Here is a 22,510-nt window from a genome sequence, read left to right on the forward strand (position 1 = left end):
TACGCTCTTTCGAAAAAGAACCAATAACGCTTTGATATTCATCAACGAGTGCCCACACAGATTGATAGGTTTAAATTGTTAAAGAGCTTTTCCTTTTTGAGCTTCGCTCAAATCGGACGGCCATTTTAGCGATTTAAGTTTTAGTGTCAACCACTATTTTCAAAACTTTTTTCAAGCGCTTAGCTTGGCTAATTTGACCTGCTGATTCGTTTTGGTTTCTTACGAAGCCTTCCCGTTTCAACGAGGTCGCATTATAGAGATTTCGATCACACTGGCAAGCCCTTTTTGAAGTTTTTCTCGTTTTTTTATTCGTTCGATTAAAAAGACCACAAAACGCCTCAAAAGTAGGCTTTCCTCTTACATCTCTTGCAGTTTCTTTGAGAATAAAGAGACTTTTTCCCAGTTCGTGTACTCAACTTCCTTGGTTGTGTCCGTTTCTCCACCTGTCATGTTCATAATAAAGCGAATCATAGTTTTATCGAACCAGTTATAACGTGGGTAATAGAGGGCACCAGCGAATACACCGATTAGAGTCGGCTGCCATGGTGACTTAAGAAGAAACTTCTTAATATAAGCACTACCTTCAGGGGTGTCTTTGCCTTGGTCTTCTTTACGAGCCGTTAAGTTAACGCAGAAGAAGGCAACCTTATTTGATTGCAACTGAGCAAGGTTGGCATCAATGAACTTATATAGCTTCTTATTAAGGTGACCATAACGAATAGAAGCACCAATCAATACTCTGTCGTATTGAGCAAAGTCGACATTACTAATAGTGTGCAGATCTTGAAGCTCACATTCGAACTCATTCATTTCTTCTTTTATATAGTTCAAAATTTTCTTGGTTTGCCCTTCACGGCTTGAATATAAAAATAGAGCTTTTGCCACAATGTTGTCCTTAGCTACGCCAAAACGTAGGGGTCAATAGAATTAATAAGGTGAAAATTTCTAAACGGCCAAACAGCATAGACACGATCAACACCCATTTTGCCTTGTCATTCACATCGCCGAAGTGCATTGCCACTTCACCTAAGCCTGGGCCAAGGTTATTTAATGTTGCCGCCACGGCGGAGAAAGCACTTAGTTCGTCCATCCCCGTAGCAATAAGAGCCAACATACAAACTACAAAAACCAATGCGTATGCAGAGAAGAACCCCCAAACCGCATCAACAACACGCTGTGGTAACGCAGATCCGCCAACCTTGATGGTATAAACAGCACGCGGGTGAACAAGACGCTTCATTTCACGAGCACCTTGTAAAGTAAGCAGTAAGATTCGGATTACTTTCATACCACCGCCGGTTGAACCTGCACAACCACCGATAAAAGAAGAGAACAGGAGCAAAACGGGCAGAAATAATGGCCACTCAGAAAAACCGGTGGTAGTAAAACCCGCGGTTGTAGATATAGACACCGTTTGGAACAACGCTTGATCGAAAGCATCGTAATACGAGTCATAAGAATGGTGATTGAGTAGTAATAAGAAACAAACTAAGAACAGGACCGCTTGAATAAAGATAAAGGCGCGAAATTCAGGATCTTTCCAATAATACTTAGGATGCACACCACCAGAAGCAAATGCAGCAAAGTGAAGTGAATAGTTACATGCTGATATAAGGAGGAATACGACGGTAATCATGTTGATAGCAGGACTGTTGAAATAGCCCATGCTCGCATCGTGAGTCGAGAAGCCACCAATAGCAATCGTAGAGAAACTATGGCTGATGGCATCGAAGAAGCTCATGCCGGCAAGCCAAAACGCTACCGCACAAGCAATCGTTAGACTCAGATATATGTACCAAAGCGCTTTTGCCGTTTCAGCAATACGCGGAGTCATTTTACTGTCTTTTACTGGACCTGGGATTTCTGCACGATATAGCTGCATACCACCGATACCGAGAACCGGAAGGATGGCTACTGCCAATACGATGATACCCATACCACCAAACCATTGCAGGAACTGACGGTAAAACAGAATCGCCTTAGGCAAGTCATCGAGACCGACAATAACGGTTGCGCCCGTGGTTGTTAATGCAGAGAAGGATTCGAAGAAAGCATCGGTGACCGACACATTCGGGTTATCGGCGATCAAAAACGGCAATGCGCCCGCACTACCGATTACCGTCCAGAACAACACAACAATAAGAAAGCCATCACGAGCTTTCAATTCATGTTTATAGCGTCGGTTTGGAAACCAGCAAGTTGCGCCACAAAATAATAGAACGAAGAAAGTCGTCACAAATGGCACACCCGCACCATCTCTATAGATCAGTGCGACGAGCGCTGGTGCGAGCATTGATACACTAAAAAGTGCTAATAATAATCCGACGATTCGAATAATTGAGCGAAATTGCATGAGCTATTGAACGAAGCGAAATGCTTCACACTTCCTAGTTGTCTTTGACTTTCGTTACCAGTGCCTTAGCACCGCTTTTATTGATCATGGTTTGGGTAAACGAATCTACCTGAAGGAGCTCTATTTCAATAATAAGCTCAACTTGAACACCATAATACGCTTGGACTTCAACAGCCTGATGCTGAGCCATAATGGATTGCGCGATTGGCACAAAGCCATAGTCTAACTCTAGCCGTAATTTTGTGGTTATTTTTTTCTCGATAGTTTGAAGCAGCTTGAGAGCTTGTTGCACTCCTCCACCATACGCCTTTACTAGTCCACCCGTTCCAAGCTTGATTCCGCCAGAATAACGAGTGACAACAGCCGTTAATTCACCGACACCAGAACCAGACAGTTGCGCCAAGATGGGCTTACCCGCAGTACCAGATGGCTCTCCATCGTCACTAAAGCCCCATTTCATTGAGTCTTCAGGTCGCCCAGCGACAAAGCCCCAACAATTATGTCGCGCTGAAGAATGCTCTTTTTTTACCTGTTCTACGAACTGTTTAGCAGCTTCTACACTTGGAGTATGAGCAAGACGAGTAATGAAGACGCTCTTCTTTATCTCTTCTTCAAACAGAGCTGACGCAGACGGTATTAAATAAGGCTGTTCATTCATATCGTTAACTTAATTATTAAGAGCGACGAAGTGTATCACGCGTGAATAATAAGGGTTAGAGGATCTGTGCTATCGCACAATGTTAAACAATTGTTTAAAAAATGTATTGAAATTAATCAGGCAGAGGTACAGACTAAGATAACTGGTCTTACCAGGTATCCTACAATATTAGAAAGATAACAAGATTCTCTCAAACAATCGTGGATTGTATGTCATGGAGATAGACAATGATTTACCAAGCTAACACCTTACAGGTAAAGGAATTACAAGATGGTATTGCAGAACTCAGCTTCTGTGCACCGGCCTCTGTAAACAAACTCGACCTTGCTACTTTAGAATCACTAGATAAAGCGTTAGATGCCCTTAATGCTCACGCTGGATTACGTGGTTTAATCTTAACTTCAAACAAAGACGCGTTCATCGTAGGCGCAGACATCACTGAATTTCTAGGCTTATTTGCTAAGCCAGAAGCAGAACTTGATGAATGGTTAAGATTCGCGAATTCAATCTTTAGCAAGCTAGAAGACCTTCCTGTCCCAACTCTTTCAATGATGCGTGGCCATGCCCTTGGCGGCGGCTGTGAATGTGTACTCGCTACCGATTTCCGTATCGGTGACAAGACCACCAGCATTGGCCTACCTGAAACCAAGCTTGGCATCATGCCTGGCTTTGGTGGTTGTGTGCGTCTGCCTCGTGTTATCGGTGCTGACAGCGCAATGGAAATTATCACGCAAGGCAAAGCATGCCGCGCAGATGAAGCGCTTAAGATTGGCTTGTTAGATGCGATTGTTGAAACAGACCAACTACTAGAATCAGCGATTAACACTGTTTCTCTAGCTGCCAATGAGAAACTCGATTGGCAACTACGCCGTAAACAAAAAACATCAGCGCTTTCACTAAGCAAACTAGAAGCGATGATGAGTTTCACCATGGCTAAAGGCTTAGTAGCTCAAAAAGCAGGGCCCCATTACCCAGCACCAATCACTTCAGTTATCGCTATCGAAGAAGCAGCACGTAGTAATCGTGATGCTGCATTGGATATCGAGCGCAAACACTTCGTTAAACTAGCGAAATCTGAAGAAGCGAAAGCATTGGTTGGCTTATTCCTTAATGACCAATACATCAAAGGCTTAGCGAAACAAGCTGGCAAGTCTGCCAACAAAGCGACTGAACGTACAGCGGTACTTGGTGCTGGCATCATGGGTGGTGGTATTGCTTACCAGTCAGCATTGAAAGGCGTACCCGTGATGATGAAAGACATCGCACAGGCATCACTTGATCTTGGTATGAACGAAGCTTCTAAGCTGTTGAATAAACGCTTATCACGTGGTCGCCTAGATGGATTCAAGATGGCAGGCATTCTGTCTTCTATTACTCCAAGCTTACATTATGCCGGTGTTGAGCAATCAGATGTGATTGTGGAAGCAGTTGTAGAGAATCCTAAAGTAAAAGCAGCGGTACTGAGTGAAGTGGAAGGTTTGGTTGGTGAAGACACGGTTCTTACATCAAACACCTCAACGATTCCTATCAACCTGTTAGCGAAATCTCTGAAGCGCCCAGAAAACTTCTGTGGTATGCACTTCTTTAACCCAGTACACCGCATGCCTTTGGTTGAGATTATCCGTGGCGAGCATACTTCAGAAGAAACCATTAATCGCGTAGTCGCTTACGCAGCGAAAATGGGCAAATCCCCAATCGTTGTAAATGACTGCCCAGGCTTCTTCGTAAACCGTGTGCTTTTCCCTTACTTTGGCGGTTTCAGCATGTTGCTACGTGACGGTGCTGATTTCACTAAAATCGATAAAGTCATGGAGCGTAAGTTCGGTTGGCCAATGGGCCCAGCATACCTACTAGACGTTGTTGGCCTAGACACAGCACACCACGCACAAGCAGTAATGGCACAAGGTTTCCCTGAGCGTATGGGTAAAGAAGGTCGTGATGCGATTGATGCACTTTACGTCGCTGAAAAATACGGCCAGAAGAACGGCAGCGGTTTCTACACATACAGCGTAGACAAACGCGGTCGTCCGAAGAAGACTTTCTCTGAAGACATTCTTCCTATCTTGGCTGACGTATGCCAACAGCCACAAGACTTTGATGACCAGACAATTATCCAACGTGTGATGATTCCAATGATCAACGAAGTGGTACTTTGTTTAGAAGAAGGCATTATCGCGACACCGCAAGAAGCGGATATGGCACTGGTTTACGGTTTAGGCTTCCCTCCATTCAGAGGCGGCGTATTCCGCTACTTAGACAATGTGGGTATTGGTAACTTCGTTGAAATGGCGAAGAGCTACCAAGACTTAGGTGCAATGTACCAAGTTCCTCAACTATTGCTTGATATGGCAGCGAAAGGCGAAAGCTTTTACGACGGCCAACAAGCAAGTTCTCTGTAACCCACATTTGGAAAAGGAATAGCAAAATGAATAATGTAGTTGTTGTTGATTGCCTTCGTACCCCAATGGGACGTTCCAAAGGTGGAGCTTTCCGTCACACCCGTGCTGAAGATCTGTCGGCACACTTGATGAAAGGCATTTTAGAACGTAACCCAGAAGTAAACCCTGTCGAAATTGAAGACATTTACTGGGGTTGCGTACAACAAACGCTAGAGCAAGGCTTTAACGTGGCTCGTAACGCTGCTTTGCTTGCTGGCCTACCGATTGAAATTGGTGCGGTAACGGTGAACCGTTTATGTGGTTCATCTATGCAAGCTTTGCATGATGCAACTCGCTCCATCATGGTTGGTGATGCTGAAATCTGCCTGATCGGTGGCGTGGAGCACATGGGTCACGTACCAATGAACCACGGTGTCGATTTCCACCCAGGCATGTCTAAGCACGTAGCAAAAGCAGCAGGAATGATGGGCCTAACGGCTGAGATGCTAGGTAAAATGCACGGTATTAGCCGTGAAGACCAAGACGCATTCGCAGCACGCTCACATGCTCGCGCTCAAGCAGCAACGGTTGAAGGTCGTTTCAAGAACGAAATCCTACCAACCGAAGCTCACGCAGCAGACGGCTCGCTGTTCACTCTGGATTACGATGAAGTGATTCGTCCAGAGACGACTGTTGAAGGCTTGTCTCAGCTTCGCCCAGTATTCGATCCAGCAAATGGTACAGTAACAGCAGGTACTTCATCAGCACTGTCTGATGGTGCTTCTGCAATGCTTATCATGAGTGAGGATAAAGCCAACGCGCTTGGCCTTAAGATTCGTGCTCGCGTGAAGTCTATGGCTATCGCAGGTTGCGACCCTTCAATTATGGGTTACGGCCCAGTGCCTGCTACCCAAAAAGCGCTGAAACGTGCAGGCCTAACGATTGAAGACATGGGTGTAATTGAGCTTAACGAAGCGTTCGCAGCTCAGTCTTTACCTTGTGCTAAAGATCTAGGTCTACTGGATGTGGTTGACGAGAAAGTAAACCTTAACGGCGGTGCAATTGCACTGGGGCACCCACTAGGTTGTTCTGGTTCTCGTATCTCGACAACCCTAATCAACTTGATGGAAGCACAAGACGTGAAATACGGCTTAGCGACTATGTGTATTGGTTTAGGTCAAGGTATTGCAACGGTATTTGAACGCCCATAGCGATCACTGACTGTAATACTTGAAAGGTAATATTTTGTGCAGCTATATTTATATAGCTGCACTTTTTATTACTCAGTATCTAATAATCTGTCGATTTGTTGAATAAACCTAGCAAGAGAAAAACCATCACTTATATCTATGCATAAAACGCATAGATTCAATGTTGATGTTTCATTTTTTTTTCTCCAGAGATTCAACTAAAGTTACTTCAGTTTCCTAATATTCCTCCTACGGAGCAGATCATGTTTAAAGCACTTGTACTAAACCAAGAAGACAAAAAAACTATCGCATCAGTTTCTCAAATTGATGAGTCTCAATTACCAGAAGGTAACGTGAAGGTTGATGTGAGCTACTCTTCTTTGAACTACAAAGATGGTTTGGCAATTACAGGTAAAGGGCGCATTGTTCGCAACTTCCCTATGGTTCCTGGTATCGACCTTTCTGGCGTGGTTTCACAATCTGATGACCCTCGCTACAAAGCGGGCGACGAAGTTGTTCTAACGGGTTGGGGTGTTGGTGAAGGTCACTGGGGCGGCATGGCTGAGAAAGCGAGCTTAAACGGTGATTGGTTAGTGCCAATGCCTGCAGGTCTAGACGCGAAGAAAGTCATGGCGATTGGTACAGCTGGTTTCACAGCAATGCTTTGTGTGCAAGCTATCGTGGATGCAGGTATCAAACCAGAAGACGGTGAAATCCTAGTAACTGGTGCAAGTGGCGGCGTAGGCAGCGTGTCTATTACCCTACTAAACCAACTGGGTTACAAAGTGGCAGCGGTTACTGGCCGTGCTTCAGCAAATGGCGAGTTACTAAAATCACTAGGTGCAACACGCATTGTAGAACGTGCTGAACTAGAAGAACCGGCGAAACCACTTGAGAAACAACTGTGGGCTGGTGCTATCGATACAGTCGGTAGCAAAGTACTTGCGAAAGTATTGGCGCAAATTGATTACAACGGTGCGGTTGCAATGTGTGGCCTAGCTGGCGGCTTTGACTTACCAACCACAGTAATGCCATTCATTCTGCGCAACGTTCGCCTACAAGGTGTGGACTCTGTAATGTGCCCTCGTGAAAAACGTATTAAAGCGTGGGAACAACTGGCTGAGCTGCTACCAGAATCTTTCTATGCGCAAGCAACGAAGGAAGTGCCTCTAGATGGCGCAATTCAAGCGGCAGAAGACATCACTAACGGTCAAATTACTGGTCGTATAGTCATTAAACTATAGATTCTCAAACATAAAGTTATCAAACCTTAAGCAACAGCTTTAGATTTGGATAACCCAAAATAACAAAGGGCTGATTACTTATCAGCCCTTTTGCATTTTTGTCATTTGGATCAAGTAAACCAAAGCTAGCCCTCAGTTAACCCAAGCCTACATCCGCAATACGTTTTTGAATCAGCTCACCGCATTCCTCTTTTACCACTCTTCTTAACCATTGCTGCGAGGCAGAAGAATCGCAGCGCGAATGCCAGATCAGTGAGTAGTCAAACGGCATAAACTCAAAGGGTAGCGGCTTGACGACCAGGTCATAACGCTCTGCCACTAAGTAAGCTAAATCGGCAGGTACAGTAATCACCAATGGCATTCTATCGACAATAGCCAATGCAGCTTCAAGGTGATAAGCGCGCAGAACCATTTTACGTGGATTTTGATTGGCTAAAGCATTATCTAATAACGCTTTAACGCCATCACTGATCGCAATCATCGCGTGCGGGAGTGATACATAATCTTCAAGGCTTAAAGGCTGATCCGCCAATGGGTGCTTTTTAGATAAAAGACACGACACACCAACAGGCCCTAAAACATCTTGATGAAGCGGAGCAATACTGCCACTCGGACGACAAATCGCCATATCGACACGCTCTGTGCTGAGCTGCTTAAACAAATGCTCATGTTGCAACGGTGCGAACTCTAAAGAGATATTAGGGGCTTGTTCATAAATTTTCGGCAACGCATAAGGCAAGATGGTCTGCATCGCATAGTCGGTAGTCGCAATCAAAAAACGTTCGCTGCAATAGTAAGGATCGAAATCACTCGGACTAAGCAATTGACGGAATGATTCTAAAGGTTGATCAATACGCTGACTGATCTCGAGCGCTTTTTTGGTGGGAATAAGGTGCTGACCTTGACGTGTAAACAGAGGATCGCTGAGTAATTCTCTTAAGCGGCCTAATACTCGGCTAGTTGCCGACTGGCTTAAGTTTAGACGAAGCGCGGCCTGGCTTACACTGCCTTCTTCAATCAATACCTTTAAAGCGACCAGTAAATTTAGGTCTCTACGATAGATGTCTTCCAATTCCACGCTACTTACCTAGCTGTATACAATTATCATTAATCACTAAGTTGTTTATAGCATGCTTTAGATAAAAAAAATCCCGCAATTACGCGGGGAAGCCCAAGAAAATCTGGGGATAGTGTCGGAATGTGTCGTATTGGAATTAGCTTGCTGTATTCGGATTAGTGCTCTTGCTCTTCGGCTATGCCTTGCCAACGGCGCATCTCTACCCAAATACCAATAATCGTTGCCACTATGCCAAATATTGGCATCAGTGAGGTCTCTGTCGATGAACGTAGTACTAACGCACAAAAAGAAATAAAACAGAGAACTGAATAAATGGTTAATCTATCTAATCCTGTCAACATCGCCACTCCTTAGCTAGTTGCCTTTGTCTTAAGTTGTTATCAACTTGTTAATTAAGTTATAGGAAATGACTTCAATTGCCAAGCACTTATTGCATATTTTTTCTGCAGACGTATTATTCACTCGTTAGATAGATATAGAGATACAAACCATGACATTCAAACCTGAACTGGCAACCCACACTTTAGAAGCTGAAGGCCTGCGTTGCCCAGAACCAGTAATGATGGTCAGGAAGACAATTAGAAACATGCAGGATGGCGATGTGTTACTGGTAAAAGCTGACGACCCTTCGACAACTCGTGATATTCCGAGTTTTTGTCGTTTTATGGATCATCAGTTAGTCGGCCAAGCGACTGAAGCTTTGCCTTACCAATATTTGATAAGAAAAGGGTTGGAGGCATAACGCCTCACCTAAATATCAAGCATCAAAAAAGCCGCTCGTACCTTATGTTCTTAAACAGAACTCAGAGTACGAGCGGCTTTTTGTTTATTCGTTTCTTGATTTGTTTTGCAGATGCTCAAGCTGATGTTGAATCTCTCGGAGATCTTTTCGCATAGGAATAATATGCGCGACCCGAATCCAAGCTTCTACCGCAAGCCCAGTCATGATCATCGAACCAGCCACCATCGGTAGCCACATATCCGTCAACACCATGCCTAATAGTGTAAGTGCAAGACCAAAGGTAAATAGATAGCTTTGGCTTTGTGGAGTAATACCCATATAACGCGTCAACATAATCATGCCCTCGTGTTTTTAACTCACAAGATTAAAATATCATGACAAGTATGACAGTTATATGTCCATTCGCTCGATAAACCCCACAATACTGTAAGAGTATGACCTAAAACACATTACTTTACTGGTTGAGTATGTACCGCTTAATAGAACGCCGCTGCGATAGCCAAACCCACGAATAACAAAGCGGTGATCTTGCGAATCAGATCAAGAGGCATCTTATCTGCCGATAACTTACCAATGATCACCACAGGCACATTCGCTAGCAACATACCGATAGTAGTGCCAAGAATTACCCACGTTAATGCATCCGAATATTGAGCCCCAAGAATGGATGTCGCAATCTGGGTCTTATCACCAATTTCAGCAATGAAGAAAGCGATAAAACTGGCGACAAACGGCCCTCGGTTCGAGATCTGCTCATCGTCGTCTAATTTATCCGGAATGAGAATCCAGCCTGCCATCGCAATGAAACTGACCACCAGCACCCATTTAAGCACTTCGGGAGATAAATAATCGGCGACCACAACACCTAGCCACGCCGCAAGGGCATGGTTGGCAATGGTGGCAAAGAAAATAGCCGCAATAATAGGTAACGGTTTTCGATATCGACTGGCTAATAAAAGGGATAGCAACTGAGTCTTATCACCGATCTCGGCTAAGGCGACAGTTGTAATTGAAATTGCTAAAACGCTCACGACATGCTCATTTGGGATGAGGATTATTATATTTAACCAAAGACAAACCTCGCGCCCCATCCCGGTTCACGATGCTTGTCTAAGGTCTTGCTAAGCGCCACCAAGGTGGTGGTTGCCTCGAACGCCATGATGATTTTGCATCAATTATGTTGACGAACGAACTCATTCAATAGGATATGAATAAGCAAGCTACTCCCCAAAGACCGCGAGATTTTAATCACCCACGCTTTCAAACACAAGTGTCAAACTTATCAAAATATCCACTTGTGCCGAAAAACAAACATTAAAGGCAAAAAAATCCACTAAACGACATTTTAGACCACTAATTAAACAAGATTACCCCTACTCGCTTTACCAATATCTCGGTATACTCAGAGGTTATTTTTATCATTCATTTAAAAGAATCGCGCGAACCTGACTATGCAAAAATACGATATCAAAACCTTCCAGGGAATGATCCTCGCGCTGCAGGATTACTGGGCACAAAACGGTTGTACCATTGTTCAACCACTAGATATGGAAGTAGGTGCTGGCACCTCTCACCCAATGACATGTCTACGTGCACTTGGCCCAGAGCCAATGTCTACGGCGTACGTTCAACCTTCTCGTCGTCCGACCGATGGTCGTTACGGTGAAAACCCGAACCGCCTGCAGCACTACTATCAATTCCAAGTAGCTCTAAAACCTTCTCCAGATAACATCCAGGAGTTGTACTTAGGCTCTCTTGAAGTTCTTGGTGTCGATCCACTTGTTCACGATATTCGTTTCGTAGAAGACAACTGGGAAAACCCAACGCTAGGCGCATGGGGTCTTGGTTGGGAAGTATGGCTAAACGGTATGGAAGTGACTCAATTCACTTACTTCCAACAAGTTGGCGGCCTTGAGTGTAAGCCTGTAACTGGCGAGATCACTTACGGTATCGAGCGTCTAGCAATGTACATCCAGGAAGTAGATTCAGTTTATGACCTAGTATGGAACGTAGCACCAGACGGTTCTAACGTGACTTACGGTGATATCTTCCACCAAAACGAAGTTGAGCAATCAACGTACAACTTCGAGCACGCAGACGTAGATTTCCTATTCACTTTCTTCGACCAGTGCGAAAAAGAGTGTAAAGAGCTACTTGAGCTTGAGAAGCCACTTCCGCTTCCAGCTTACGAGCGCATTCTAAAAGCAGGTCACGCATTCAACCTCCTTGATGCGCGTAAAGCTATCTCTGTAACAGAGCGTCAACGTTACATCCTTCGTATCCGCAACCTGACTAAAGCTGTTGCAGAAGCGTACTACGCGTCACGTGAAGCGCTTGGCTTCCCAATGTGCCGTTCTGTAGAAGAAAAGGAAGGTAAATAATCATGGCGAAGAATTTTCTAATTGAACTGGGTACGGAAGAGCTTCCACCAACAGCACTTCGTTCTCTAGCAGAAGCCTTTGCTTCTAACTTTGAAGCGGGTCTTAAAACTGCTGAGCTTTCTCACGAAGGCATCAAGTGGTACGCAGCACCTCGTCGTCTAGCACTTAAAGTAACAGCACTGGCTGAAGGCCAAGCGGACAAAGTCGTTGAAAAACGTGGTCCAGCTGTTTCTGTCGCATTCGATGCTGAAGGTAACGCGACTAAAGCTGCACAAGGTTGGGCTCGTGGTAACGGTATTACTGTTGAGCAAGCTGATCGTCTGAAAACAGACAAAGGCGAGTGGCTTCTTTTCAAACAAGAAGTGACTGGCAAACCTGTTCAAGAATTGGTGATGGACATCGCTGCGAAAGCTCTCGCTGGCCTACCAATTCCTAAAGCAATGCGCTGGGGTAACTCAGACATTCAATTTATCCGTCCAGTGAAAACACTGACAGTACTACTAGGTGATGAGCTTGTTGATGGCAAAATCCTAGGCGTAGCTTCTGCTCGTACTATCCGTGGCCACCGTTTCATGGGCGAACAAGAGTTCACTATCGACTCTGCTGACCAATACCCTGCGATCTTAGAAGAGCGCGGTAAAGTAATGGCAGATTACGATGCGCGTAAAGCGATCATTCTTGCTGATGCTAAAAAAGCAGCAGACGCGGTTGGCGGTATTGCAGACCTAGAAGATGACCTTGTTGAAGAAGTTACCTCTTTGGTTGAATGGCCAGTGGTGCTTACTGCTAAGTTTGAGCAAGAGTTCCTAAAAGTGCCTTCTGAAGCTTTGGTTTACACCATGAAAGGCGACCAGAAGTACTTCCCTGTTTATTCGCATGAGATTGGTGACGCTGAAAGAAGCCTTCTACCAAACTTCATCTTCGTATCGAACATCGAGTCTAAAGAGCCTCGTCACGTTATCGAAGGTAACGAGAAGGTTGTACGTCCACGTCTTGCTGATGCTGAGTTCTTCTTCAACACCGACCGTAAGCGTCCGCTTATCGACCGTCTTGCTGAACTAGACCAAGCTATCTTCCAGAAGCAACTGGGCACGATTAAAGACAAAACCGATCGCATCACAGAGCTTGCTGGCTACATTGCTGAGCAAATCGATGCTGACGTTGAAAAGTCTAAGCGTGCTGGCCTACTGGCTAAGTGTGACCTAATGACATCTATGGTATTCGAATTTACGGATACTCAAGGTGTGATGGGCATGCACTACGCAACGCACGATGGTGAAGACGAGCAAGTAGCACTAGCACTTTACGAGCAGTACATGCCTCGTTTCGCGGGTGACACACTACCAAGCACTGGTATTTCATCTGCTGTAGCAATGGCAGACAAGCTAGACACCATCGTCGGTATCTTCGGTATTGGCCAAGCACCAAAAGGTTCTGACCCATTCGCTCTACGTCGTGCATCACTAGGTGTGCTACGTATCATCGTTGAAAACGGCTACAACCTAGACCTAACCGATCTAATCGGTAAAGCGAAAGAGCTACTAGGCGACAAGCTAACTAACGACAACGTAGAAGCTGACGTTATCGACTTCATGTTAGGTCGTTTCCGCGCATGGTACCAAGATGCTGGTTTCAGCGTTGATATCATCCAAGCGGTACTAGCACGTCGTCCAACTAAGCCTGCTGACTTTGACCAACGTGTTAAAGCAGTTTCTCACTTCCGTGAACTGGAAGCAGCAGAAGCACTAGCAGCAGCGAACAAGCGTGTAGGTAACATCCTTGCGAAATTCGATGGCGAGCTACCAGCAGAAATCGATCTAGCACTTCTTCAAGAAGACGCAGAGAAAGCGCTGGCTGAAAACGTTGAAGTAATGACTGAAGCACTAGAACCAGCATTCGCAACAGGTAACTACCAAGAAGCCCTAAGCAAACTTGCTGATCTACGTGAACCTGTTGATGCATTCTTCGATAACGTAATGGTTATGGCTGATGATGAAGCGCTTAAGAAAAACCGTCTAACGCTACTAAACAACCTACGTAACCTGTTCCTACAGATTGCTGACATCTCTCTACTGCAAAAATAAGCACGAGTGAGACTGTTGCTCTAATTCATACTCTGAGCAACAACAGGTAAACACCCAAAGGGAAGCGAAAGCTTCCCTTTTTGTTTTTGTGAACCAAGCATTTGTTTGTAGAGGTATTATTGATTAACTGAATGAAACAGCACTCAGACTGTAGAGGGCATTGTTTGCTATAACTGACCTGTTTATTCAGGGGAAGGGAACAATGAAAAAAACAGTACTCGCGCTTTCAATACTCGCACTCAGCGCATGCAGCCAAACCAATGACAACAACCTATTGCTGACGATAGATAACGACACTGTCGCATTTGAATCGACAGGTAAAGGCACCGTAATCGCCGAACAAGAGCTCGCTAAAGGTAGCTATACTTTTTCTATCAGCGACGTTCAAAATACCTGTGGCACCAACTTTGCGCTGGCTGAAGAGAGTCGCATCAAATTTAACAAACCCCTTCGTCTAGACGATTGCGCTGAGAAATCTGAAATCGCCATCAAGGTCTTTCGCGCTAACACTTACCAATTTACACTGAACCCACAGACCAATGAACTCACGGTTCAGATAAAGCCAAAGCAGCAACAAGTTCAAAGCTTTGCCTGCCCAGTACCTAGTGATCAACCAACCACAATAAACGTTACTCAAACCTTTGATGATGGTACCTTGGTAAGAGACGCCCTTTCAGGCAAACAAGTCACAGTGACCAATGGTAGCGTCACCATGCAGCCTGCAGAAAACAGCCAAGGTGTTCTTCTACTAGAGAAAGTAGAACCAGAAGCCAAAGCAGATTTTAGTTGGGACAACGCCACTGTTTACTTCGTGATGACCGACCGCTTCCACAACGGCAACCCTAATAACGACAACAGTTACAATCGCAGCCAAGACGGACAAGATGAAATAGCCACCTTCCACGGTGGTGACTTAGCTGGCTTAACTGAGAAACTCGACTACATAGAATCGCTCGGCGCTAATGCTATCTGGATTACCTCTCCACTAGAGCAGATCCACGGCTGGGTTGGCGGTGGTGATCGCGGTGACTTCAAACATTACGGCTACCATGGCTACTACCATCAAGATTGGACTAAGCTCGATGACAACATGGGTACCGAAGACGAACTGAAAACCTTCATCGATACAGCACATAGTAAAGGCATCCGCGTTGTTTGGGATGTGGTGATGAACCACACGGGCTATGCAACACTTGCCGACATGCAAGAGTTCGATTTTGGTAAGCTCAACCTTACCGATGAACAAGCTAAACAAACCCTCGGCGAAAACTGGACAGATTGGCAACCCGCTAAAGGTCAGAACTGGCACTACTTCAATAACTACATCTCTTACAGTGACAAAGAAGCGTGGGAGAAATGGTGGGGTAAAGCTTGGTTACGCAGCGATATCGGCGCTTATGACTCTCCGGGTTACAACAACCTCACCATGTCTCTGGCACACCTACCCGACTTTAAAACCGAATCAACAGAGACCACTGGGCTGCCTAACTTCTATCGCAACAAGTCCACCAGCGCCACGGATGAACTCCAAACCCCTCGTGAACATCTCATCACTTGGTTGTCTGACTGGGTACGTGAATATGGCGTTGATGGTTTTAGAGTCGATACCGCCAAGCACGTTGAGTTAGATGCATGGGCAGAGCTTAAAGAGAGCACTAACCAAGCGCTTGCAGAATGGAAGCAAAACAACCCAGACAAAGCCTTGGATGACTTACCTTTCTGGATGACTGGCGAAGTATGGGCACACAGCGTGGTCAAATCAGACTATTTCGCGAATGGCTTTGACTCGATCATCAACTTTGAATTCCAGAGTGATATCGCACCTAAGGCACTTAAGTGTCTATCCGATCTAGATGCTGACTACCTGCGCTACGCAGACAAGATCAACAGTGACAGCGAGTTCAACGTGTTGAGTTACCTATCGTCTCACGACACCTCGCTATTCTGGACACAACATGGCAGTGACTTTGCAAAACAAACCAAAGCTGCAAACGCGTTGATGCTGGCTCCCGGTGCAGTGCAGATCTATTACGGTGATGAAATCGCTCGTGATTTCGGTCCAACAGGCTCCGACCCAATGCAAGGTACTCGCTCTGACATGCCTTGGGATCAAATCACAGGTGAACGAGCGCAACTGCTAGAACACTGGCAAACACTTGGCCAATTCCGCCAACGCCACCCTGCCGTTGCTCAAGGTAAACACATCATCCGTAACAGCAAGGGCTACTATGCGTTCGAACGCCAATACCAAGATGACAAGGTATTAGTCGTTTATACCGGCTCAAAGTAAGCGCTGATTGAAATAACCCGCAGCAATTAAAAGGAGAAGCTTAGGCTTCTCCTTTTTTGATCACGAAATACTCGTTCAATAAGAAAGCAGACACTCATTAGTTAAACTTTATAGAAGTTTTTTTCGTGTTAGAGCATTTGGCGCTATGCGTCGCAAAAACATTGCGGTATGTTCAAGGAACACACTGATGGTAGATATAAGGTCTGCCTTAATGACACGTAACAAGCAATCACAATGAATTAGGTAAAATAAGTAATGCAGTTCTCTAAGTTTGGTGAAAAGTTTAATCGTTACTCTGGAATCACTCGTTTAATGGATGATTTGAATGATGGCCTGCGCACTCCTGGCGCAATCATGCTCGGTGGTGGTAACCCAGCCGCTATCCCAGCCATGCTAGATTACTTTAACCAAGCCAGTGCCGACATGCTCGCCAGTGGAGAGCTCATTGCCGCCCTCGCCAACTACGATGGTCCGCAAGGCAAAGACAGCTTCATTAAGTCATTAGCGGCGATGCTGAAAGAGACTTATGGTTGGGACATCAGCGAGAAGAACATCAGCCTGACCAACGGCAGTCAAAGTGGCTTCTTTTACCTATTCAACCTGTTAGCGGGTCAACAGCCAGACGGTTCTCACAAGAAAATATTGTTGCCGATCGCACCAGAATACATCGGCTACGGCGATGCGGGCATTGATGACGATATTTTTATCTCTTACCACCCAGAGATCGAACTGCTAGAAAACCGCCAGTTTAAATACCACGTTGATTTTGAAAAACTCAAGGTTGATGACTCGGTTGCCGCTATCTGTGCTTCTCGCCCAACCAATCCAACCGGTAACGTGCTGACCGACGAAGAAGTACGTAAACTGGATAAACTGGCGCGTGAAAACAACATCCCGCTACTGATCGATAATGCTTACGGCCTGCCGTTTCCAAACATCATCTTTGAAGATGTCGAGCCGTTCTGGAATGAAAATACCATTCTGTGCATGAGCTTATCTAAGCTTGGTTTGCCGGGTGTACGTTGCGGTATCGTGATTGCGAGCGAAGAAGTAACACAAGCTCTGACCAACATGAATGGCATTATCAGCCTAGCACCAAACAGTGTCGGCCCTGCAATTGCCAATCACATGATTGAAAAAGGCGATTTACTGCGCTTGAGCAGTGCGGTGATCAAACCTTTCTATAAAGACAAATCTCTACGTGCGGTTGAGCTTTTACAAGAAGCGATCGATGACCCTCGTTTCCGTATCCATAAGCCTGAAGGTGCGATTTTCTTATGGCTATGGTTTGATGAGCTGCCGATTACCACCATGGAGCTGTACGACCGCCTCAAAGCTCGCGGCGTATTGATTGTTCCGGGTGAATACTTCTTTATCGGTCAAGAAGACGAGTGGGATCATGCTCATCAATGTTTACGTATGAACTACGTACAAGATGATGAAGCGATGCAGAAAGGCATTGCTATCATTGCTGAAGAAGTGAAAAAGGCTTACGCAGAACAGCAATAAGACCTTTTAGCTTACTGTAACTCAAATACAAAAAGAGCACCGACCTTCTTCAAGGTACTGGTGCTCTTTCACTTCTACTTCCCGATACGCTTTAGCTCAAATGAGCTAATATCGCTTAACCTTCTAGAAGACTATTACCATTAATAGCAATCTTACGTGGTTGCATCGCTTCTGGGATTTCGCGTTCTAGGTCGATGTGAAGAAGGCCATTTTCCATGCTTGCGCCCACCACTTTTACATAGTCAGCCAGTTGGAATTTACGCTCGAAATCGCGCTCTGCAATACCTTGGTATACGAAAGTTTTCTCGGCTTCTGCTTTACGCTCACCTTTAACAATTAGCATGTTCTCTTTTTGAGTAAGATCTAATTGGTCATCTGCAAAACCAGCGACTGCCATAGTTATACGGTAGTTGTTCTCGTCTTTTTGCTCGATGTTATACGGAGGGTAACCGCCAGAAGTATTTTTCGACGTGTTCGATTCCATCATGTTGAATAGACGATCGAAGCCGATTGCGTTGCGGTAAAGTGGAGTGAAATCTACAGTTCTCATAATGCTATCCTTTTAGTAAGCAATAGTCTTAGCTGTGAATGTTACTGAGATCGAACCTGTGTGTGACCCAGTAAACAGCTAAGGGATTCAGTTGGCATTCCACGGGTTTCACCTCGTTTGGTGACAACTCTGGGACATGACCATGAATCAATTTTTAAGTTGTGTGCTGCCAAAGTTATCCTCTATTGAGCGATACTCTAGCAACGGTTATGAAGGTTCTGTTTCTTCTCTTGTAGAGCAAGACAGTCATCCTCTTCACAACTAGATATGTGGATTGAGCAAATCAGTTTCAAGCGTTTATTTTCAATTATTTTTCCAATCCAATATTTTTCAATCACTTAAAAACAAAAAAGACCACCATTTTTGGCAGTCTTTTTTAATAACAAATTTAGTTTTTTGAGACGAAGCTATTTCGTTTTAGTTCAAGGAAGAGGCGCGGAGCATACGAATGTATGTGAGCACCTCTGACACAGAAATTAAGCGAAAGAGCAAAATATCAAAGATACTAAACGTCTAGGTTTGCTACTTTCAATGCATTCTCTTCGATGAAGTTACGACGCGGTTCTACTTGGTCGCCCATCAACGTTGTAAACAACAGGTCAGCACCAACAGCATCTTCAATCGTTACTTGCATCATACGACGAGTTTCAGGATCCATTGTCGTTTCCCAAAGCTGATCAGGGTTCATCTCACCTAGACCTTTGTATCGTTGTAGGCTCAGGCCACGACGAGACTCCTTCACTAACCAGTTCAGAGCTTCAACGAAGCTAGACACTTCTTGAGTACGCTCGCCACGCTTAATGTAAGCACCTTCTTCAATCAGGCCATCAAGTGCTTCAGAAAGATCCGCTAGCTTGCCAAACTCTTTCGAGTTGATAAGGTCAATGCTCAGTACGTGCTCATGAGTTACACCATGAGTACGAACCACAATCTTAGGAACGCTTAAACCTAGCTCTTCGTGTTTTTCAACTTCAAGAGAATATTGGCTCGCACCCGCTTCTTTGCCGTTTAGTTGCTCTACAAGCTGCTTACCCCAAGCTTCAACCACCGCGTCATCATGACACTGCTCAGCGGTTAGGCGAGGAACGTAAATCAGTTCGTGAACCAATGCGCGTGGGTAGCGGCGGCTCATACGATCAACGAGCTTGATGCCTGCATTGTATTGCTGAACAAGCTTCTCTAAGCCTTCACCGGCAAACGCAGGTGCTTCAGGATTTACGTGCAGTTCTGCATTGTCTAAAGCCAAAGATACTTGATACTGGTTCATCGCATCTTCATCTTTGATGTACTGCTCTTGCTTACCCTTCTTCACTTTGTAAAGTGGCGGTTGAGCAATGTAGATGTAACCACGTTCAATCAACTCTGGCATTTGACGGTAGAAGAACGTCAGTAGCAGAGTACGGATGTGAGAACCATCGACATCGGCATCGGTCATGATGATGATGTTGTGGTAACGCAGTTTATCTGGGTTGTATTCATCACGGCCAATACCACAACCAAGGGCTGTGATTAGCGTTGCGACTTCTTGAGAAGACAGCATTTTATCGAAACGCGCTTTCTCTACGTTAAGGATTTTACCTTTAAGCGGTAGGATTGCTTGGTTCTTACGGTTACGCCCCTGCTTAGCTGATCCGCCAGCAGAGTCTCCTTCCACAATATATAGTTCAGACTGTGCAGGATCTTTTTCCTGACAGTCAGCGAGTTTACCTGGAAGACCCGCTAAATCTAATGCGCCTTTACGACGAGTCATCTCACGAGCTTTACGCGCTGCATCACGAGCACGTGCTGCATCGATAATTTTAGAACAAACGATTTTCGCTTCACCTGGGTTCTCAATTAGGAACTCAGATAGCTTCTCACCCATCGTAGACTCAACGGCAGACTTCACTTCTGAAGAAACCAGTTTGTCTTTAGTTTGGCTTGAGAACTTAGGATCTGGCACTTTCACCGAAACAATCGCAGTCAAACCTTCACGAGCATCATCACCTGATGTTGAAGTCTTCGCTTTCTTCGAGAAGCCTTCTTTGTCCATGAAGCTATTCAATGTACGCGTTAGTGCACCACGGAAACCCGCTAAGTGAGCACCACCATCACGTTGAGGGATGTTGTTGGTGAAACAATAAATATTTTCTTGGTAACCGTCATTCCATTGCATCGCAACTTCAACGGTAATACCGTCTTCACGCTCATGATCGAAATGGAATATTTTCTGAATAATTGGTGTTTTGTTGGTGTTTAAGTGCTCAACAAACGCTTGGATACCGCCTTCGTATTCGAAGTGATCCATTTTGTCTTCTTCGCGCTTATCAATTAGCTTAATTGATACACCTGAGTTCAAGAATGATAGCTCGCGTAAACGCTTAGCTAAAATATCGTAATGGAACTCGATGTTATTGAAGGTTTCTTCACTCGGCCAGAAACGAATCTCTGTACCTGTTTTGTCCGTGTCACCCACAACCGCTAGTGGCGCTTGAGGCTCACCGTGGCAGTATGTTTGAGTGTGGATTTTGCCACCGCGATGGATAGTAAGAGTAACTTGCTTAGAAAGTGCGTTAACTACTGAAACACCAACACCGTGCAGACCACCAGATACTTTGTACGAGTTATCATCGAACTTACCACCAGCGTGAAGAACCGTCATGATTACTTCTGCTGCTGATACTTTTTCTTCTGGGTGCAATTCAGTTGGAATACCACGGCCGTCATCACTTACTGACACTGAACTATCTTCATGGATAGTTACGATGATGTCATTACAGTGACCAGCAAGTGCTTCATCAATAGAGTTATCTACCACCTCAAAAACCATGTGGTGCAGACCGGTACCATCATCCGTGTCGCCAATGTACATTCCAGGACGCTTACGTACCGCATCCAGACCCTTCAGTACTTTAATACTCGATGAATCATAATTATCTGACATAGTTACTCTCTGACTAATTATCCTTGCTCTATTTTGCCATGTTCCACATGAAACATCCTGCTATTTTCGTCATGCATATCTGCAATCTGGTCAGCGGTAATAGAGCTTACAAAAACTTGAGCCTTGGTCGCCTTTAAACACTCAGCAAGACGTGCTCGGCGTTGGCTATCTAATTCGGAAGCGAAGTCATCTATCAAATAGATGCACTGCTTACCTGTCATTTGAGTGAGGTGTTGCCCTTGTGCTACTCGTAGCGCGCATACCATCAACTTCAATTGACCTCGTGACAAGACATCTTCCACTGGAGTGCCATTCACTTTTATCTTTAGATCCGCTTTGTTTGGCCCACTGAAGGTATAACCAAGCTGCTGATCCCTTTCAAAATTCTTTTCTAATATCTCGGCGTATGGGGTGTCTTTATCCCAGCCTCGATAGTAGTTAATCTTTATCTCAAACTCAGGTAAGAAAGTCGCGCAGATTTCTTCGGCGACTTCTTTAAGCTGTTCAACGTAAGTGGCACGCCACTGGCTGATACTTTCAGCTAAACGGGCTAATTCTTGATCCCAGTAACTCAGCTCTCGATAGTTCGTCGCCGTTTTCAATAATGCATTACGCTGTTTATTGAGGCGCTTTACCCTACCCCAAGCATCATAAAAACCCGACTCACTGTGGAAGACTCCCCAATCAATGAATGCGCGGCGATGCTTAGGTCCATCGGTTAGTAAATCAAACCCTTCGGGGTGAATCAACTGCAAAGGTAAGACTTGAGCTAACTGAGCCAATTTTTGCCCAGTTTGACCGCTTATTTTAACCTCTGTGGTGCCATCGCGCTGCTTATTAATGCCAATTGGCAGCTCAAATTGATCCGAGGTCATAAAACGGCCATGGACAAACAGTTCGCTACACTCATTTTGAATGATACGACCGGTTAAGGAGCTTTTGAACGAGCGACCATGTCCGAGCAGATACACCGCTTCTAGGACACTGGTTTTGCCGCTTCCGTTAGCCCCTATAAGAAAGTTAAAGCCTGATGACGGTTGAATGTCACAGGCTTCAATATTTCTAAACTGCTTTACGATTAAGCGCGATAAAGGCATAACGTCTTCATATTAATCTTCAATCACGGCTCG

General features: G+C 45.0%; 19 protein-coding genes and 1 riboswitch. Of the genes, 9 read left to right on the top strand and 10 right to left on the bottom strand.

Annotated features, from left to right (window positions below):
• Positions 1–357 precede the first annotated feature (357 nt).
• Genes hemG through BCU75_RS16420 form a run of 3 tightly spaced genes read right to left on the bottom strand, consistent with a single transcriptional unit; the run spans position 358 to position 3,011 of the window.
• A complete protein-coding gene (gene hemG, locus BCU75_RS16410) occupies positions 358–885 on the bottom strand; it encodes a menaquinone-dependent protoporphyrinogen IX dehydrogenase (RefSeq protein ID WP_004736667.1) in 528 nt (175 codons plus the stop codon).
• Positions 886–895: 10 nt separating this feature from the next.
• Positions 896–2,353, bottom strand: coding sequence for a TrkH family potassium uptake protein (locus BCU75_RS16415; RefSeq protein ID WP_017077285.1), 1,458 nt, complete (start codon positions 2,351–2,353; stop codon positions 896–898).
• Positions 2,354–2,387: 34 nt separating this feature from the next.
• Positions 2,388–3,011, bottom strand: a complete 624-nt coding sequence (locus BCU75_RS16420; RefSeq protein WP_102474458.1) for a YigZ family protein — start codon at positions 3,009–3,011, stop codon at positions 2,388–2,390.
• A 227-nt stretch (positions 3,012–3,238) separates the two neighbouring features.
• On the opposite strand from BCU75_RS16420, the gene fadB reads away from it, so the two are divergent.
• From fadB to BCU75_RS16435, 3 genes are all read left to right on the top strand, one after another.
• Positions 3,239–5,410, top strand: coding sequence for a fatty acid oxidation complex subunit alpha FadB (gene fadB, locus BCU75_RS16425; protein WP_102474459.1), 2,172 nt, complete (start codon positions 3,239–3,241; stop codon positions 5,408–5,410).
• Between the two features lie 26 nt (positions 5,411–5,436).
• The gene (gene fadA / locus BCU75_RS16430; protein ID WP_017055496.1) at positions 5,437–6,600 is read left to right on the top strand and encodes an acetyl-CoA C-acyltransferase FadA; all 1,164 of its coding nucleotides are present in this window, start codon (positions 5,437–5,439) and stop codon (positions 6,598–6,600) included.
• A gap of 242 nt (positions 6,601–6,842) precedes the next feature.
• Positions 6,843–7,823 (top strand): MDR family oxidoreductase, encoded by a 981-nt coding sequence (locus BCU75_RS16435; RefSeq protein ID WP_102474460.1) that lies wholly within the window; start codon positions 6,843–6,845, stop codon positions 7,821–7,823.
• Positions 7,824–7,959: 136 nt separating this feature from the next.
• Here BCU75_RS16435 and BCU75_RS16440 read toward each other — a convergent pair whose 3' ends face one another.
• Together BCU75_RS16440 and BCU75_RS16445 are read right to left on the bottom strand one after the other, a co-directional pair.
• Positions 7,960–8,901, bottom strand: coding sequence for a LysR family transcriptional regulator (locus BCU75_RS16440; RefSeq protein ID WP_102474461.1), 942 nt, complete (start codon positions 8,899–8,901; stop codon positions 7,960–7,962).
• A gap of 155 nt (positions 8,902–9,056) precedes the next feature.
• Positions 9,057–9,242 (bottom strand): hypothetical protein, encoded by a 186-nt coding sequence (locus tag BCU75_RS16445; RefSeq protein WP_004736674.1) that lies wholly within the window; start codon positions 9,240–9,242, stop codon positions 9,057–9,059.
• 149 nt (positions 9,243–9,391) lie between these two features.
• On the opposite strand from BCU75_RS16445, the gene tusA reads away from it, so the two are divergent.
• The gene (gene tusA / locus BCU75_RS16450) at positions 9,392–9,643 is read left to right on the top strand and encodes a sulfurtransferase TusA (protein ID WP_017055492.1); all 252 of its coding nucleotides are present in this window, start codon (positions 9,392–9,394) and stop codon (positions 9,641–9,643) included.
• Between the two features lie 84 nt (positions 9,644–9,727).
• On the opposite strand, the gene BCU75_RS16455 is transcribed toward tusA, so the two are convergent.
• A complete protein-coding gene (locus BCU75_RS16455; RefSeq protein WP_081396820.1) occupies positions 9,728–9,982 on the bottom strand; it encodes a hypothetical protein in 255 nt (84 codons plus the stop codon).
• A 137-nt stretch (positions 9,983–10,119) separates the two neighbouring features.
• On the bottom strand, positions 10,120–10,674 hold the full coding sequence (locus BCU75_RS16460; protein WP_009848160.1) for a TMEM165/GDT1 family protein: 555 nt from the start codon (positions 10,672–10,674) through the stop codon (positions 10,120–10,122).
• Positions 10,675–10,708: 34 nt separating this feature from the next.
• Positions 10,709–10,884: riboswitch (yybP-ykoY riboswitch) on the bottom strand.
• Positions 10,885–11,094: 210 nt separating this feature from the next.
• On the opposite strand from BCU75_RS16460, the gene glyQ reads away from it, so the two are divergent.
• From glyQ to BCU75_RS16480, 4 genes are all read left to right on the top strand, one after another.
• Positions 11,095–12,024: a glycine--tRNA ligase subunit alpha gene (gene glyQ, locus BCU75_RS16465; protein ID WP_102474462.1), complete on the top strand. Its 930-nt coding sequence runs from the start codon at positions 11,095–11,097 to the stop codon at positions 12,022–12,024.
• A 2-nt stretch (positions 12,025–12,026) separates the two neighbouring features.
• Positions 12,027–14,108, top strand: a complete 2,082-nt coding sequence (glyS, locus tag BCU75_RS16470) for a glycine--tRNA ligase subunit beta (protein ID WP_102474463.1) — start codon at positions 12,027–12,029, stop codon at positions 14,106–14,108.
• 202 nt (positions 14,109–14,310) lie between these two features.
• The gene (locus tag BCU75_RS16475; RefSeq protein ID WP_102474464.1) at positions 14,311–16,398 is read left to right on the top strand and encodes an alpha-amylase; all 2,088 of its coding nucleotides are present in this window, start codon (positions 14,311–14,313) and stop codon (positions 16,396–16,398) included.
• 255 nt (positions 16,399–16,653) lie between these two features.
• On the top strand, positions 16,654–17,907 hold the full coding sequence (locus BCU75_RS16480; protein WP_102474465.1) for a valine--pyruvate transaminase: 1,254 nt from the start codon (positions 16,654–16,656) through the stop codon (positions 17,905–17,907).
• A gap of 115 nt (positions 17,908–18,022) precedes the next feature.
• Here BCU75_RS16480 and BCU75_RS16485 read toward each other — a convergent pair whose 3' ends face one another.
• Positions 18,023–18,457 carry an Hsp20 family protein gene (locus tag BCU75_RS16485; protein WP_017107513.1) on the bottom strand — a complete coding sequence of 145 codons (435 nt, stop codon included), beginning with the start codon at positions 18,455–18,457 and terminating at the stop codon, positions 18,023–18,025.
• A 142-nt stretch (positions 18,458–18,599) separates the two neighbouring features.
• On the opposite strand from BCU75_RS16485, the gene BCU75_RS24710 reads away from it, so the two are divergent.
• A complete protein-coding gene (locus BCU75_RS24710; RefSeq protein WP_261809197.1) occupies positions 18,600–18,722 on the top strand; it encodes a hypothetical protein in 123 nt (40 codons plus the stop codon).
• Between the two features lie 240 nt (positions 18,723–18,962).
• Here BCU75_RS24710 and gyrB read toward each other — a convergent pair whose 3' ends face one another.
• Positions 18,963–21,380, bottom strand: a complete 2,418-nt coding sequence (gyrB, locus tag BCU75_RS16490) for a DNA topoisomerase (ATP-hydrolyzing) subunit B (protein WP_102474466.1) — start codon at positions 21,378–21,380, stop codon at positions 18,963–18,965.
• Between the two features lie 17 nt (positions 21,381–21,397).
• Positions 21,398–22,477: a DNA replication/repair protein RecF gene (gene recF / locus BCU75_RS16495; RefSeq protein ID WP_010433158.1), complete on the bottom strand. Its 1,080-nt coding sequence runs from the start codon at positions 22,475–22,477 to the stop codon at positions 21,398–21,400.
• Positions 22,478–22,510 lie beyond the last annotated feature (33 nt).

The sequence above is a fragment of the Vibrio splendidus genome (genome assembly GCF_002873455.1).
GTDB classification, from domain to species: Bacteria; Pseudomonadota; Gammaproteobacteria; order Enterobacterales; family Vibrionaceae; genus Vibrio; species Vibrio splendidus_J.